The sequence below is a fragment of the Roseburia sp. AF25-13LB genome (assembly GCF_003478915.1).
GTDB classification, from domain to species: domain Bacteria; phylum Bacillota; class Clostridia; order Lachnospirales; family Lachnospiraceae; genus Roseburia_C; species Roseburia_C amylophila.
Map to the genome: position 1 here is coordinate 137063 of NZ_QUFO01000007.1, position 16389 is coordinate 153451.

The window sequence follows — 16389 nt, forward strand, 5'->3', positions numbered from 1 at the left end:
AAAAATATATATTTTTTGGAGGGGCTATGCAGGAGAAGAATACGCTGGATGAATTGTTTAAAGGGAAAAAAGGATTTGCGGAATGTTACCAGACTCTGCAGTTATTAAGTGAAAGTACCGATGATTATTTATTTCTGGCAGATTTAAAAGAGGGTAAATTTTATTTCGCCAGCAATGATATATCAAAGAGATATGCATTGCGCATGGATGAAAACAACAGCTGCGGCATAGATGACTGGAAAGATATTGTATATGAAAGAGACTTAAACCAGTGGGTTAATGATATGGAATCTATCTGCTCTGGAAAAAGCCTGATACATGATTTGGAATACCGGCTGGTAGACAGAAACAGCAATCTGGTCTGGATCAGCTGTCGTGGGAAAGCTGAACTGGATGAGACCGGGATTCCTTATGTAATGGTGGGAAGAACATCAGATACTGTCCTTTTGGGAAAGACAGATTCACTTACCGGACTTTTTAATAGTACTAAATTAATGGAACATCTGGATGAAATGCTGAACAGCAGAAAAGAAGGTGTTTTACTTGTTCTTGGTGTGGATAATTTTAAAAATATCAATACGAAATATGGAAGAGGCCATGGTAATTTTATTTTAAAGAGGATTGCGGCTCTTCTGGAAAATAGTATTGATGAAAACATAAAAATTTATCGTCTGGATGGTGACCGGTTTGCAGTTAATTTTGTGGGATATGATATGGAGGCTGTGCGTGAGGTATACCAGAATATACAGATGAAGATGATGGAGAACTGTACCTTTTCAGCAGGTGCAGTCTGCTATCCGATGTCCGGAATCAAGGATGCCAATACACTGTTTAACTATGCGGAAAGTTCTCTGGACCGTGCCAAGAAGAGCGGTAAGAACCGGTTGATTCTTTTCTCAGCAGAAGATTATGAGAAACAGTTGTCGGTTATTGACTTAACAGAAGAAATCAGAAAGAGTATCCGCAACCAGTGTGATGGATTTTATCTTCTCTTCCAGCCACAGATTGGGATGAGTAATTATGAAGTAGTGGGAGCAGAGGCACTGCTCCGTTTCCGCTCAAAATATCATGGGGTAGTGTCACCAAATCTTTTTATTGGAATATTAGAGCAGAGCGGAATGATTGTGCAGGTGGGAAAATGGGTATTAAAGGAAGCCATTGCCCAGTGTGCAAAGTGGCGGCGTTATAATCCGGAATTCCGTATGAGTATTAATCTTTCTTATATACAGTTACAGCAGCCGGATTTAAGCCAGTACATTTATGATTTATTAGAACAGGAAGGAATTCCCGGAGAAGCTATTATTCTGGAACTGACAGAAAGCATGCAGTTACAGGATTATACCAAATACAATCAGTTATTTTATCAGTGGGGCAAGCGTGGTATACAGATTTCCATGGATGATTTTGGAACCGGATATTCCAGCTTAAGTTATCTTAAGAGTCTGGCAATTGATGAGATTAAAATTGACCGCTGCTTTGTCAGCCGGATTAATATGAGTGCATACAATTACCGGCTTCTTCGTAATATTTTGGAACTGGCAAGAAGTGCACAGATCCGGGTAGTATGTGAAGGGGTAGAAACACCGGAGGAATTACAGACACTTGCAGAGCTTGCACCTGAAGTTTTACAGGGGTTCTATTTCAGTAAACCGATTGAAGAAGAGCTGTTTGAAAAACAGTATATTTTTGGACATGTAGAGGAAGAACGGTGGCAGGAAGATTGTGGGAATAGCACAGTGATTCTGCCGGAAGCAGGAGATGGTACCGATTATAAAGCAATATTAGACCAGTTAGAAGAGATGGTCTATGTCATAGATGCGGAAAGCTATGAGTTATATTATATGAACTCTGCCGGACAACGAATCAGCGGCGTCAGTGATTATGCCGGCAAGAAATGTTATCAGGTATTAGAGGGCAGGGAAGAACCGTGCCCAGATTGTAATATGGCAAAATTAAAGCATAAGAAGTTTTTGACCAGATATGCAAATAATGAATTCTTAGGAACCCAGATGTTGATGAAGGATAAATTAGTAAACTGGGGCAATAAGGCAGCACGCCTTCAGATAGGTATTGACATGAATACCATCAATATTTCCATGAGCAGGCTGGAAGAACAGTTAGAAGTGGAAAAGGGCATTGTGAAAGCCTTGGAAGAGGCGAAAGAAAAAGAAAATGAAGCTGATATCATCAGTGAACTTCTTCATCATACCGGGGAATTTTATCAGGCAGACCGCTGCTATATCTTTTTATATTCCAAAGAGGCAGATAGCTGGAGCAATGTCTGTGAGTGGTGTGAAAATGAGATTCAGAGCCAGCAGCTTTACCTCGCATCAGTACCGGGTGACCGGGTAAAACTGGTGATTGGCAGTCTGAAGGAAGACAGACCGGTTATTATCAAAGATGTGGATATGTATCGGGAGTCAGCACCGGATTTGTGGAAAATATTAGTGCATCAGGAAATACGCAGGCTGATGCTTCTTCCATTGTTAAATGAAGGTCATTTATTTGGATTTATTGGTGTGGATAATCCGAAATACCGCCCAAATGATAAGACTTTTCTTGCCAGAATACGTCCTTTTATTTCAAATATACTGATTCGTGACGGAATGATGGATGTAAAGAGTGAAATGATAGCCCGTATGACGGGTATGCTGAAGGAAGAAAATATATTACAGTCTGTAAAACTGGGACTGTGGACGCTGGAACTGGATACGGTCAATGGAAAGAACCGTCTGTATGTGGATAAGAGCATGCGCAGCATTCTGGGCATAGACGACATTATGAACAGCGAGGAATATTTCAGGTTCTGGTATGATAACATCAGTGATGGTTATTACGATTATGTACAGAATGCATTACATGATATTATTACAACCGGAAAGATTATTGAGATGGAATATACCTGGAATCATCCGGAACGTGGAAAAGTGACAGTACGCTGTGTTGGAGTGCTTGGTCATCAGGAAAATGGTGTCTATACATTAAAAGGATATCATCGTATCAATAATGATATGATTCGGAAAAAATTTTTAAAGAGTCAGGAATATGAACGTATGGAGTATAATGAGAAGAAACATACCATTTATTTCCATACAAATCGTTCTATGTTAAAGGGCAATCAGCTAAAAGAGGTTGGATTTCCGGAAAGCTGGGAGGATGGAATGGTACATCCTCATTTCCGGGATGTATTTCATGCAGCGTTTACCGGTGTAGAATATAGAAAAGAGGATCAGGTATTAGAAATTCTTTTAAAAAACAAGCAGGATGAGTTTGAATGGTTCCGCCTGGACATCTGTAAAATCGGAGACCAGAAACAGGATGAAAATTTGAGGATAGTTACTATTTATCAGATTGAAGATCATCAGAATATTCAGTTAAAGTATTTACAGAGAGAAGACTTTTATCAGGCAATGCTGTCGGAGACCGTGGCATATGCTGAGGTAGACCTGAGTAATGGTAAGATTCAAAGCAGTGGTGGACTCTGGAAAGATTACGTAGCAGAGGGCGAGCGGGAAGCATTAAATTATGTGAAGGTTTTCAACCGTCATATTGATGAGCTGGTCTTAGAGGAAGACCAGTTTGGCTGCTATGATGTATTAGAACAGGAAAAGATGGTTTATAATTATAACAGAGGAACGGCTACTGTGAATTATCAGCTTCGCAGAAGGATGGCAAGAGGAAGTTACCACTGGATGGAACTTACCGTACATGTATTTCAGGAGCAGGTGACGGAAAATATGTATGCACTGCTGTATCTTAAGGATATAGATGGACAGAAACGCCGTCAGCAGGAACAGGAGCGTGCAGCCAATACCGATCCGTTGACGAACGTACTGAACCGGCGGATATTTGAACAATATACCAGCCATTATGTATTAGAAGAAGCAAAGAAAGGGGAAGTGTGTGCACTTCTCATATTGGATATTGATAATTTTAAACAGATTAATGATACCAAGGGACATCCATATGGAGATAAAGTATTGCGTACTTTTGTGGATACCATTCATGAAAGCTTCCGCCGTACTGATTATATAGGAAGACTTGGTGGGGATGAATTTGTAGTATTGTTTAAAGGATTTTGCTCAAAGAAAACTTTGGATAAGAGACTGGCACGGATGCAGGAACAGTTGCGGGAGAAGCTTCCAACTCCTGTATCCTGCAGTGTTGGAATCACCCTGATTAAAAAAGACAGCTATAACTATGAAGATAGTATCAGGCAGGCAGATAAAGCTTTGTATACAGCAAAGCATAAAGGAAAGGATACCTGTTGTTACTGGGAAGAGTCAGAAAAATAGGCATTGACGGAGACAAAAGGTATATGTTATGATGATGGCGTATCAGGGAGTAGTTCGCACCGGATAGCCGGTGTTGTATTTTTCGTCATCACGTTATCTGAAGAGGGATAACCGGAATATACACTGCAGAGGAACGAGACTTTTACCGTATTATTTTGATGCGGTAAAAGTGCTCGTTCCTTTTTTGCTTACAGGAAATTGCGTTCCTGTAAAGTAAAAGAGGCTCCGCGAGGATGCGCACTGCGGCGCATAAGGTAGATGTTGCAAGCGACCGCCGCAGGCGCGGGAATGTGCCAAGGCACATTCTTTGTTGCGCATAGTTGATACCCGGTAACATAAAAAGCAGGAGGTTAAGCGTATATGAAAGCATATTGGAATTGTACGAAAGAGCAGTTGGAAGAAATGTTTGGCTTTCGGGAAAAAGGATTAACAGAAGAAGAAGTAGAAAGAATACGAAAAGAGACAGGCGAGAACCGGCTGAGCGAGGGCAGACATAAGAGTCTGCTGCAGGTGTTTTTAAGTCAGTTTTGTGACTTGATGGTCATAATCCTGATTATTGCAGCAATTATTTCCATGTTTTCCGGAAATGTTGAGAGCACTATCGTAATTTTTCTGGTATTACTTATGAATGCTGTTCTTGGTACGATACAGTATAGGAAGGCAGAAAAATCACTGGATAGTTTGAAGGATTTGGCGGCACCAACGGCCCGAGTTATCCGGGATGGAAAACGTCAGGAGATTGCATCCAAAGAGATTGTGCCCGGGGATTATGTAATCTTAGAAGCAGGGGACATGATTGTGGCAGACGGAAGAATTCTTCGCAATTATTCCCTGCAGGTCAATGAAGGCTCACTGACAGGAGAGTCTGTCAATGTAGAAAAAAATGAAGAAGTATTGCCGGAAGAAGTACCGTTGGCAGACCGGAAAAATATGGTATTTTCCGGAAGCTTTGTAACATATGGAAGAGCGGAGGTACTTGTAACAGCAACAGGAATGGAAACGGAATTAGGAAAGATTGCCGGGTTGATGAATCAGACGAAGGAGCGGAAGACTCCGCTTCAGATAAGTCTTGATTCTTTCAGCAAAAAGCTGGCAATACTGATTATGGCAATCTGTGCACTGGTCTTTTGTCTTGGCATTTACCGGAAGATGCCGGTCATTGATGCCATGATGTTTGCTGTTGCACTGGCAGTAGCGGCAATACCGGAAGCATTAGGCTCCATTGTTACAATTGTGCAGGCAATGGGAAGCAGGAGAATGGCAAAGGAGCACGCCATTGTCAAAGAATTAAAAGCTGTGGAAAGCTTAGGCTGTGTATCGGTAATCTGCTCCGATAAGACGGGAACACTGACACAGAATAAGATGCATGTGGAAGAGGTTTATCTGAATGGTATGACTTGTAAACCGGATGAGATGACCTTGGAGTCCAGCCTGCAAAGGCTTTTTTTATACAATGCTATTTTAAATAATGATGCCAGCATAACGGATGGAAAAGTACTGGGAGATCCGACAGAATCTGCCCTGTTGGAAATGTTCCACGAAGTCCGCCTGAATCAGGACAGAACGGAAAATGTAGGGCAGCTTACCATACAGGAAGAAACGATTCGAAATATGATTCCGAGATTAGAAGAAATTCCATTTGATTCTGAACGGAAATGCATGAGCAGTAAATACCGGCTGCATGGCGAAGAAGAAATTATTTTTACAAAAGGAGCAGTAGATGTCCTTTTAAACCGTTGCATAAATGTGGCATATGAAGAAGAGATAAGACCGATGGATAATGTAGAAATCGCAAAAATCCAGAAGCAGAATCAGCATTTTTCTGAAAAGGGACTCAGGGTACTGGCATTTGCATGTAAGAAGTCCGGGGGAGAACTGACGGTGGAAAATGAAAATGGACTTACCTTTTTAGGATTAGCTGCCATGGCAGACCCGCCAAGGGAAGAATCCATACAGGCAGTAGCAGATGCGAAGCGGGCGGGAATCCGCACCGTAATGATTACCGGAGATCACAAAATCACAGCCGTTGCGATTGCAAAGCGTATTGGAATCTACGAAGAGGGGGATCTGGCATTAACCGGAACAGAGCTGGATGCCTGCCCGGAAAAGGAACTGGAAGAAAAAATTGATAAAATATCTGTTTATGCGAGAGTGTCACCGGAACATAAGATACGGATTGTAAAAGCCTGGCAGAAGAGGGGCAATATCGTTTCCATGACCGGAGACGGTGTAAATGATGCACCGGCATTAAAGCAGGCAGACATCGGAGTAGCCATGGGAATAACCGGAACGGAAGTGGCAAAGGATGCGGCAGCCATGATATTAACAGATGATAACTTTGCTACGATTATCAAAGCAGTAACTAACGGAAGAAACATTTACCGTAATATAAAAAATGCTATTTTATTTTTACTTTCCGGCAACATGGCAGGAATTTTATCTGTATTGTATACATCCCTTTTGGGGCTTCCGGTTCCATTTGCTCCGGTGCATTTACTGTTTATTAACCTGCTGACAGATTCCCTTCCGGCAATTGCCATTGGCGTGGAACCGCAGGATGCAAGTTTATTGGAAGAAAAACCAAGGCAGGCATCGGAAGGAATTTTATCTGGAGAGACATTCCGGCGAATTATGTTGCAGGGCTTATGTATTGCGGCATCCACCATGGCAGCATTTTATATCGGAAATGGAAAGGGTGCGGCAATGGCATCCACTATGGCATTTGCAACACTGACATTGGCGCGTCTTTTCCATGGATTTAACTGTCGTGGAAACAAGACCATTTTTGCATTGGGCTTTACCGGAAATCCATACAGTATCCTTGCATTTGTGTCTGGAAGCGTGCTGCTGGGACTGGTGCTTTTTGTACCGCCGCTGCGGGGGTTATTTTCAGTAGAATCATTGTCTGGTCCTGCTGTGATTGAGATTATTCTGCTGGCAGCACTTCCGACCGTTGTCATCCAGATGGTCAGAGGAGTGAGAGAGTTAAAAAAATAAGCCAAATTTGCGCCGGTGTCCGGGAAGAAGTTTTTGATGAAATGCGTTATCGTTCTTGAAAGTGTTTTTTCTGATAATAAATTGTCTTTCCGCTGCTTTGACTGCTCACCCCGTCTGTCCGTCGGAAGCGGATGCGAACTGGAATCTGCAAGGGCACATAAGAATTTCGATATTGTGTTTGATTTCGGCTGGCAACCGGCGCAAATTTGTGCTTGTATTTTTCTCTCTGTCCTTAGCCCATCTGGCTGCATCAACTCTTGACGGAAGCTGTCCTGCGACATATACTAAGCTTAATCACAAGGTAAGGAATGAGACAGATGTATCGGAAAAAGATAATCAGGCATTTGGCACTGCTGTGGAGCATCCTGTTTCTGGTAGCCATTGCAGGCGCATCCACCAGAACAGAACAGGTTTCCCCGGCAGAGAAAGAAGCCTTTGCAGTAAATTACATAGAATTAAAGAATGTCCGTCTTTTAGATACTCCGGATAAGATGTTATCCAGAGAGGAGCAGATGCAGAATACAGGCATTGCGGCATTGACACTAGGCTGCAGCGGTAGACTGGCGAACCATAGGAGAAATATTGGAATGATGTTCTGGCTGCTGTTGGTGGTGCTGCCACAGCTTTTTATGGGACGTATTCAGAGGAATCGGAAGAAGCATGGCGATAATGTACTAAGGAGCCTGATGTTAGCAAGGTTTGAGCGGAAGGCGGACGGAAAGAAGGAAGCATTGGCACCCGCATATTAAATACATAAAATAATAATATGCGAGGTGTAAGAAATGAATATTTTTATCTGGATTATGATAATCTTAGGTGGTGGAGTAGGAATTCTTTCCTGTGCTTATCTGGTACTGGCAATGCCGGTACTTCTGGTATGGAAGATTTGCCGGAAGGTAAAATATCACATTGGATTATTTGATTAGAAGATAAAGAAAAGAGGATTCTGGAATCTGGCAGCAGGTCAGAAAACAGAATTCTCTTTTTATGCACTTACTGGTATTTCTAAAATTTTTATGAAAACCATGATATTTTTCAAAAGTGAGATGTAAAAATGTTCAAAATAAGGTAATATAAAAAACAGAGTGAGAAAGAAAAAGTAAAATAGAAAAATAAAAAATGGAAAACGAGAGAATATCATATGCTTCAGATTCAACACATTTATAAGGAATATAAGACCGGAAGTCTGGTGCAGAAGGCACTGGATGATGTCAGCTTAAATTTAAGGGATAATGAGTTCGTGGCAATCCTCGGACCGAGTGGTTCGGGAAAGACCACGTTGCTTAATATTATCGGAGGACTCGACCGTTATGATAGCGGAGATTTGATTATCAATGGAATATCCACGAAGAAATACAAGGACAGGGATTGGGATTCTTACCGGAACCACACCATTGGTTTTGTATTTCAAAGTTATAATCTGATTCCACATCAGACTGTGCTTGCAAATGTGGAACTGGCATTGACCATTTCCGGTATCGGCAAGGCAGAGCGGAAGAAACGTGCCATTGCTGCATTAGAGCAGGTGGGACTGGGAAACCAGTTACACAAGAAGCCAAGCCAGATGTCCGGTGGACAGATGCAGCGTGTGGCCATTGCAAGAGCCTTGGTCAATGACCCGGATATTCTGCTGGCGGATGAACCGACGGGAGCATTAGACAGTGACACCAGTGTGCAGGTCATGGATTTGCTGAAGGAAGTGGCAAAAGACCGGCTGGTAGTTATGGTAACCCATAACCCGGAATTAGCAGAGCGGTATGCTACCAGAATTGTAAGATTAAGTGATGGAAAAATCCGTGCCGACTCCAATCCTTATGAAGTGGATGAGGCAATGCTGAAGGAACCAGAGCATAAAAACATGGGAAAATCCTCCATGTCATTTCTTACGGCATTGTTCTTAAGTTTTAATAATTTAAAAACGAAAAAGGCGAGAACCCTGCTGACTTCCTTTGCAGGCTCTATTGGAATTATCGGCATTGCACTGATATTATCTCTTTCTACCGGTGTAAATAAATATATCAAAAATGTAGAGAAAGAGACCTTATCCGAGTATCCGCTGCAGATTCAGAGTACGGGATTCAGCCTTGCATCCATGAGCCTTGGAATGGCAGATTCTGAAAAGAATACGGAAAGTGATGACGGAAATGCCAAAACAGATAAAGAAAATTCCGGGGATAAAGTAAAAGTCATTAAGATGGTAACCAATATGTTTTCCACGATGGCATCTAATGACCTGGAGGCTTTGAAAAAGTATCTTGATGAAGGAGACAGTGGAATTGAGCAGTATACTACAGCGGTGGAGTATACTTATAATATCAGTCCGCAGATTTTTAAGGAAAATGAAGACGGGATACGTCAGGTAAATCCGGACAAATCTTTTGATGCAGTAGGTCTTGGAACTTCATCTGGTTCCAATAGTCTGATGTCATCCATGATGAGCACGGATGTTTTTTATGAGATGCCGGAAAACAGTAAGTTATATGAAAAGCAGTATGATATTAAGGAAGGACGCTGGCCGGAAAATTATAATGAGTGTGTGGTGGTGCTTACTTCCAATGGCGGAATTAGTGACTTTTTACTGTATACATTAGGTCTTCGTGACCCGCTGGAATTAGATGAAATGATACAGCAGTTTGCCAGTGAGGAAAATATTGAGACACCATCTGATTTTGGAACTTATACTTATAAGGATCTGGTAGGAATCCAGTTTAAACTGGTGAACAGTGCGGATTATTATACTTATGATGAAGAGTATCAGGTCTGGAAGGATAAGTCGGATAATGAAGACTTTATGAAACAACTGGTGGCAGATGGAGAAGAGCTTACGATTGTAGGTGTGGTGCAGCCGGCAGAAGGAAGTAATGCCGCATCCTTAAATACAGGAATTGCATATCCAAAATCTCTGACAAAGCATGTGGCAGAGGAATCGGCAAAGAGTGAGATAGTAAAACAGCAGCTTGCAAATCCATCCGTAAATGTCTTTACCAATGAAGCGTTTGGTGAGGTAGATAAGGAAAACGGATTTGATATGCAGTCATTGTTTACCGTAGACAGTGAAGCATTGGAAAAAGCATTTTCCTTTGATGAAAGTGCCTTAAGCGGGTTGGAAAATTCTATGGGGGATATGGGAAGTGCCGATTTGTCCGAAGAATTTTCCATGGATGCTTCTTCCATGGGTCAGTCAATTTCTGCGGAAGAAATGCAGGCAATTGCAGGCAGTCTCTTAGAGGGCTACCAGCAGTATGCAAAGGATAATCCGCAGGCAGATTATTCGAATCTGTCCCAGTATTTTATGAACTATTTAAATACGGAAGAAGCCCGGAAAATTTTATCCGATAATATCAAAGAGATTATTACGGCAAATGGCATGGTAACTATTACACCGGAGCAGATACAGAGCCTCATCCAGCAGATTATGGGTGGATATCAGCAATATGTCATAGACCATGGTTATACCGACCCGGAGAAATTTGATGAGTACTTAGCAGAATATTTGCAGACAGAGGAAGCCCAGGGGATCATAACAGCGTGGGCATCTGAGATATTTACAGGTAGTGGAAATATTGAGATTACGCAGGAGCAGATGCAGAAATTGTCTTCTGAATTATTTGCAGGTTATCAGACTTATGCACAGAATAATGGATTACCTGACCCGGCAAAATTGGGAGATTCTTTTGCGGCATATCTGAATACAGCAGATGGTCAGCAGAGAATTGCAGCCGGACTTTCGAATGTTATGAATGTGGATGCAGTACAGCAGCAGATGATGACGGCAATACAGCAGTATATGCAGCAGGCAGTGACACAGATGGGAAACAAGCTGCAAAGTGCCATGGCATCCGGCATGCAGGTGGATGAAGAAGCATTTTTAAATGCATTTCAGATTAATATGAATGAGGATGAGCTGACAGAGCTTTTGATGTCTATGGGTTCTGCAACCGGAACAACCTATGAGAATAACTTAAAGAAATTAGGCTATGTGGATTTTGCAGTGCCAAGCGGAATTAATATTTATCCGAAGGATTTTGAAAGCAAGGAGCATGTGGTAGAAATTTTAGATGCATACAATAACCGCATGGAAAAGGAAGGCAGGGACGAGCAGGTGATAACCTATACCGATATGGTAGGAACGCTGATGTCTTCCGTAACCGATATTGTGGATATTATCACATATGTACTGATTGCATTTGTGGCAATTTCGCTGGTGGTATCTTCAATTATGATTGGTGTCATTACTTATATCAGTGTGTTAGAGCGAAGAAAAGAAATCGGAATCCTAAGAGCTATCGGAGCATCGAAGCGGAATGTTTCCCAGGTATTTAATGCAGAGACCTTTATTATCGGACTGTGTGCCGGACTGATTGGAATCGGATTTACACTGCTTCTGATTATTCCGGTCAATGCGATTATCCATAATCTTGCAAATACAACCGATGTAAGTGCGGTGCTTCCGGTAGTTCCGGCACTGGTGCTGATTTTACTCAGTATCCTTTTGACACTTCTGGGTGGTCTGATCCCATCAAAGAAAGCATCGAAGAGTGACCCGGTAACAGCACTCCGGACAGAATAATGAGATTGACATTTTTTGAAAAACATTTATAATAAGTAGCAAAGCTACCTAAAAGGAGTGAAATTATGGCAGTGAAGATGCCGCTTGGACTTCGGATTGCAATTATAGACCGGGCATTCCGTCGCAAAATGGATGAATGGGCAGAAGAAATCGGAATTACTGCCGTTCAGCTTCGGGTATTAGGCGAAGTCAGTCTGATGGAAGATAATGGAGTGGAAGAAGTAAATCAGAAGGACTTAGAACATATCGAGCAGGTGACACATCCGACAATGACGGGAATTATAAAAAGGCTTGAGGCAAAAGGATTTTTAATCTGTGCACCAAGTGAGAATGACCGGCGTTATAAGAAAATATCCTGTACGGAGAAATCCCGTGGAATTCATAAGGAGATTGCGAAGAAGGAAGCACTGGTTGTAAAAGATATGTGTAAGGATTTTACACCGGAGCAGAAGGAAGCATTTCTGCAAATGACAGAGATGATGTTACAGAATATTTCCTAAGCATAAAATAAAAGTGAAATCGGAAGAGGAGGAAGTTGCCGTGTAAATTTCCTTTTCTGATTTCACTTTCGTTTTGAACTAATAGGTAGCTTTACGACTTAATGAAAGAAAAATGGAGGTAATGATTATGCCAATGCATAAGAGAGAAAGTTTGATTTATACGGTGTTAATGTGTTTTACCATGGTATTATGGATGAGTATGTATAATGTAGCACTGCATATGGGAACACTGAATATGGAAGTAATAAGAGAAGGCTGGCTGGGATTCCCGCTGGCATATGTATGCGCAATGTGTCTGGATTGGCTTCTGGTATCTAAAATTGCAAAGGGATTTGCATTTCGTTTTCTGGTAAAACCGGAAAGCAGCACAACGAAAAAAGTGATTGCAGTTTCCTATTGTATGGTAGTTCCGATGGTAATTTTCATGTCCTTATACGGTGGACTGGAAGCCTGCGTAAAAAGCGGAGCATGGAATATGCTTCTGATTATCTGGCTTACCAATATTCCAAAGAATTTTATTATGGCACTGCCGTTTCAGCTTCTGATTGCAGGTCCGTTGGTAAGAAAGATTTTTCGGACAGCATTTCCGGTTGGAACCGTATTATTAGAAGCAGAAAGTGGAAATCCTGTATAAGAATTCCTCTTGTAAAATCCAAACATATGTGCTAACATAAAACAAGAACAAATGTTCTTGAAAGGCATTGATATGAATGGAAATAAAATCTATTTATGTATTGATTTAAAATCTTTTTATGCATCGGTGGAGTGCGTGGAACGGGGATGGGATCCGCTGACTGCCAGGCTGGTAGTCGCAGACCCGGAACGCTCAGAGAAAACCATCTGTCTTGCCGTATCACCGGCGTTAAAGCAGATGGGAGTTCCCAACCGGTGCCGTGTCTTTCAGATTCCCAAAGAAATTCCATATAAGATGGCACCACCCCGTATGCAGCTATATATTGATTATGCGGCGGAAATCTATGGCGTATATCTAAAATATATTGCAAAAGAAGATATTCAGGTCTATTCCATTGATGAAGCATTTTTGGATGTGACGGATTATCTGCATCTCTATCAGATGACAGCAGTGGAACTGGGCAGAAAAATTATGCAGGATATCTTAGATACCACGAAGATTCCGGCCGCCTGTGGAGTAGGAACCAATCTCTATTTAGCGAAGGTTGCTTTAGATATTATGGCAAAGCATGAGACAGACCGGATTGCCTATCTGGATGAAGCACGCTACCGGGAGAAGCTCTGGAAACATAAACCGCTGACTGATTTCTGGCGGGTGGGGCGTGGAACGGTAGAGCGTCTATCGAATATGGGCATCTGTACAATGAAAGAGATTGCCCATGCCAGAGAGTCTTTATTATATAAGGCTTTTGGCATAGATGCAGAGCTGTTAATTGATCACGCATGGGGAAGAGAACCGGTAACGATAGCGGACATCAAGGCATATCGGCCGAAGAATACATCCTTTTCCAGCGGGCAGGTGCTGCCGCGGGATTATGAGTATGAGGAAGGTGTACTGGTGGTAAAAGAGATGGCAGATTTATTGTGCCTTGATCTGGTAGACCAGGGTCTTGTAACATCCCATATCAGTCTGGTAATCGGTTACAGCAATCAGAAATGCTTTGAACCGGCGAAGGGAAGCACAACGCTGCGCAGTGCAACCAGCTCCAACCGCCGGCTGCTGTCTTATGTAGAGCAGCTTTATCGGAGAATTGTAAGACCGGGAGCATATATCCGGCGGATTACATTGACTTATACCGGCGTAATGACAGAAGATTATCAGCAATTTGATTTGTTTTCAAATCTGGAAGAGACAGAGAAGGATGTGAAGGCACAGCGTGCAGTAATCTCCATCAAGCAGCGCTACGGCAGGAATGCTATTTTAAAGGGAATGAATTTGGAAGAGAGTGCAACGACAATAGAACGAAACGGTCAGATTGGAGGGCATAAGAGTGGCGTATAGAAGAGACACCATGGGAGCTGGACAGCAGGAAACAGCATCCGGCTGGAATGAGAGAGAGAATCTGAGAAGAGAGAAAATGGACATCGAAGACCGTGCCAAGCAGTTTATGCCCTTCGATGCCCTGAAGGGCTTTAAGGAAGCACTGCGGAAGAAGGAAAAAGAGAAAGGGTATTGATTTTTTAGACCAAATGATATAAATATATATCTGTAGCATTGTATAGATACAGGGAGTAGATTCCACAAAACAGCTAGGAAGCTGAATCGGAATGCTGAGGGAGGAAAAGAAAGAATGATTCGAATCATGCTTGTAGACAGTGATAAACTTTTATGCAAGGAATATGCATTAGAAATAGCCCGGGATGAAGAATTTGCATTGGTAGCGGTAACGGGGCGGCAGAGTGATGCAATCAATATTCTGACAGAACAGGAAGTAGATGCAGTAATTGTAAATTTGGAGTTAGAAGAAGGTGACGGAATCCATCTCATTATAGAGATGAAACGGAAGTTAAAGAAACATCCGGAAATTATCGTAACAACAAATTATGGTTCGGAGCATTTTCTGCATAGCATCAATAAGTTAGATATAGATTTGGTTTATAAGAAAAATAACGAATTATTTTCACCAAAGAAAATTATTGAAATAATTAAGCTGACCGCACCAACGACTGCAGATGGAGAAAGCGAATATCATAATGGAAGAAAGGTAATCTATACGGAACAGGAAGAAACCGAAATTCAGTATGTACTGGCATGGGGTGAACTGATAAAAAGCGGTTTTGAGCCGGACCGAAAAGGAACCAAATATCTTGCAAGAGCAATTGGGATTCTGTTGGCTGTTCCCAATGGTACGTCAATCCAGATAACGAATGATGTTTATCCGCAGGTTGCACAAGTATATCAGACATCAGTAAGTGGTGTGGAAAAATCAATTCGAAACGTAATAGAACGGGTATGGTCAAGGCCAGATAAGGAGATATCATACCTCAAGAATCCAGAATGGAGAGGCTCAATACAGAACAAACCATCGAATACAGAGTATATTCAGTGTGTGGTCAGACGATTGAGGAATGTTTTACATTAAATAAATACTTACAAGATAGAAGAAATTTGAATTTCTAAGGAGATTCAGATTTCTTTTTTTACTTTACAGGAAATTGCTTTCCTGTAAAGTAAAAAACGCTCCGCGAGGATGCGCACTGCGGCGTATAAGGTAGATGTCGCAAGCGACCGCCGCAGGCGCGAGAATGTGTCAAGGCACATTCTTTGTTCTTTATGCGAGAAATTCGCAAAGTGTGCTTTTCGTAGTTGCTTTGCATTGCAAGAAATTATGGTTATAGTTATTGGTAAAAATGCACAACCAATTCGTACTTCGTGCATGAGTGTAACCGGTTTTTATATATAATTCGACTTAAAAAATTTTTAGCTCGACCTTGAATCTGCTGGAAAGCGGTAAAGGAAATTTTGAAAAAAACAGCATAAAACAAGGAATTTGGAAGAAAAAATATAATAAAAATAAGGGTGGCACAAAAGTCGAATATAGGGTGCTGAAAAGTCGAATTTCAGACAAAAATAAGTCGAATATTTTTCCTTGAAAGTCGAATGGAAAAGGGGAAAAATAGATAACAGACAGGATAAAAACAGAATAATAAAAGTGGAGAAAGTTATGGGATTTCAGGTAAAGTATGAAGAAATTACCAGCATTCGGGAACTGATTCTGGCACAGCTTGACCGGTGGATAGAGCAGATAGATGCGGTAAGATGCAGTATTGTAGAGATTGCTACCATGCCGGAGATGCACGGAGAGGCAGCAGAGCATGTAAGAAGCTATATGTGGGATTATCATATGAATCTTGCAAATATGATAAAAGATACGATAGAAACCTACCGGAGCAGCTTTATACTCTATACAGACTGGTATTATAACATTGATTCTGACCAGATGGCAGAGATGTCTCAGGATTCCATGGAGGGACTGGAGGAGAACATTCAGGGAGCAAGATCAGACTTTGATGCGGTAGCAGAGGAAGTAGCGGATATTGAGAGAGAACTGTC

Annotated in this window: 11 protein-coding genes; all 11 read left to right on the forward strand. The window is 41.7% G+C overall.

Annotation, left to right across the window (positions count from 1 at the left end; all coding sequences use genetic code 11):
* The first annotated feature begins 26 nt into the window (after positions 1-26).
* Positions 27-4295 (forward strand): EAL domain-containing protein, encoded by a 4269-nt coding sequence (locus tag DWY37_RS11150; RefSeq protein ID WP_118541631.1) that lies wholly within the window; start codon positions 27-29, stop codon positions 4293-4295.
* 360 nt (positions 4296-4655) lie between these two features.
* On the forward strand, positions 4656-7292 hold the full coding sequence (locus DWY37_RS11155) for a cation-translocating P-type ATPase (RefSeq protein WP_118541633.1): 2637 nt from the start codon (positions 4656-4658) through the stop codon (positions 7290-7292).
* 317 nt (positions 7293-7609) lie between these two features.
* The gene (locus DWY37_RS11160; protein ID WP_117947664.1) at positions 7610-8041 is read left to right on the forward strand and encodes a hypothetical protein; all 432 of its coding nucleotides are present in this window, start codon (positions 7610-7612) and stop codon (positions 8039-8041) included.
* A gap of 33 nt (positions 8042-8074) precedes the next feature.
* Positions 8075-8218 (forward strand): hypothetical protein, encoded by a 144-nt coding sequence (locus tag DWY37_RS16000; protein WP_197420839.1) that lies wholly within the window; start codon positions 8075-8077, stop codon positions 8216-8218.
* A gap of 215 nt (positions 8219-8433) precedes the next feature.
* Entirely contained in the window at positions 8434-11862 is a 3429-nt protein-coding gene (locus tag DWY37_RS11165) for an ABC transporter ATP-binding protein/permease (RefSeq protein ID WP_118541635.1), read from the forward strand.
* Between the two features lie 65 nt (positions 11863-11927).
* Positions 11928-12362 carry a MarR family winged helix-turn-helix transcriptional regulator gene (locus DWY37_RS11170; RefSeq protein WP_118057166.1) on the forward strand — a complete coding sequence of 145 codons (435 nt, stop codon included), beginning with the start codon at positions 11928-11930 and terminating at the stop codon, positions 12360-12362.
* 127 nt (positions 12363-12489) lie between these two features.
* A complete protein-coding gene (locus tag DWY37_RS11175) occupies positions 12490-12996 on the forward strand; it encodes a DUF2798 domain-containing protein (protein WP_118057167.1) in 507 nt (168 codons plus the stop codon).
* A gap of 72 nt (positions 12997-13068) precedes the next feature.
* Positions 13069-14337: a Y-family DNA polymerase gene (locus DWY37_RS11180; RefSeq protein WP_118541641.1), complete on the forward strand. Its 1269-nt coding sequence runs from the start codon at positions 13069-13071 to the stop codon at positions 14335-14337.
* Positions 14327-14512, forward strand: coding sequence for a hypothetical protein (locus DWY37_RS15720; protein ID WP_147403590.1), 186 nt, complete (start codon positions 14327-14329; stop codon positions 14510-14512). Before DWY37_RS11180 ends, DWY37_RS15720 begins: the two co-directional genes overlap by 11 nt.
* A gap of 114 nt (positions 14513-14626) precedes the next feature.
* Positions 14627-15418, forward strand: a complete 792-nt coding sequence (locus DWY37_RS11185; RefSeq protein ID WP_118541637.1) for a sporulation initiation factor Spo0A C-terminal domain-containing protein — start codon at positions 14627-14629, stop codon at positions 15416-15418.
* Positions 15419-16000: 582 nt separating this feature from the next.
* The coding region (locus tag DWY37_RS11190) for a T7SS effector LXG polymorphic toxin (RefSeq protein WP_147403591.1) at positions 16001-16389 on the forward strand (389 nt) is incomplete at its 3' end.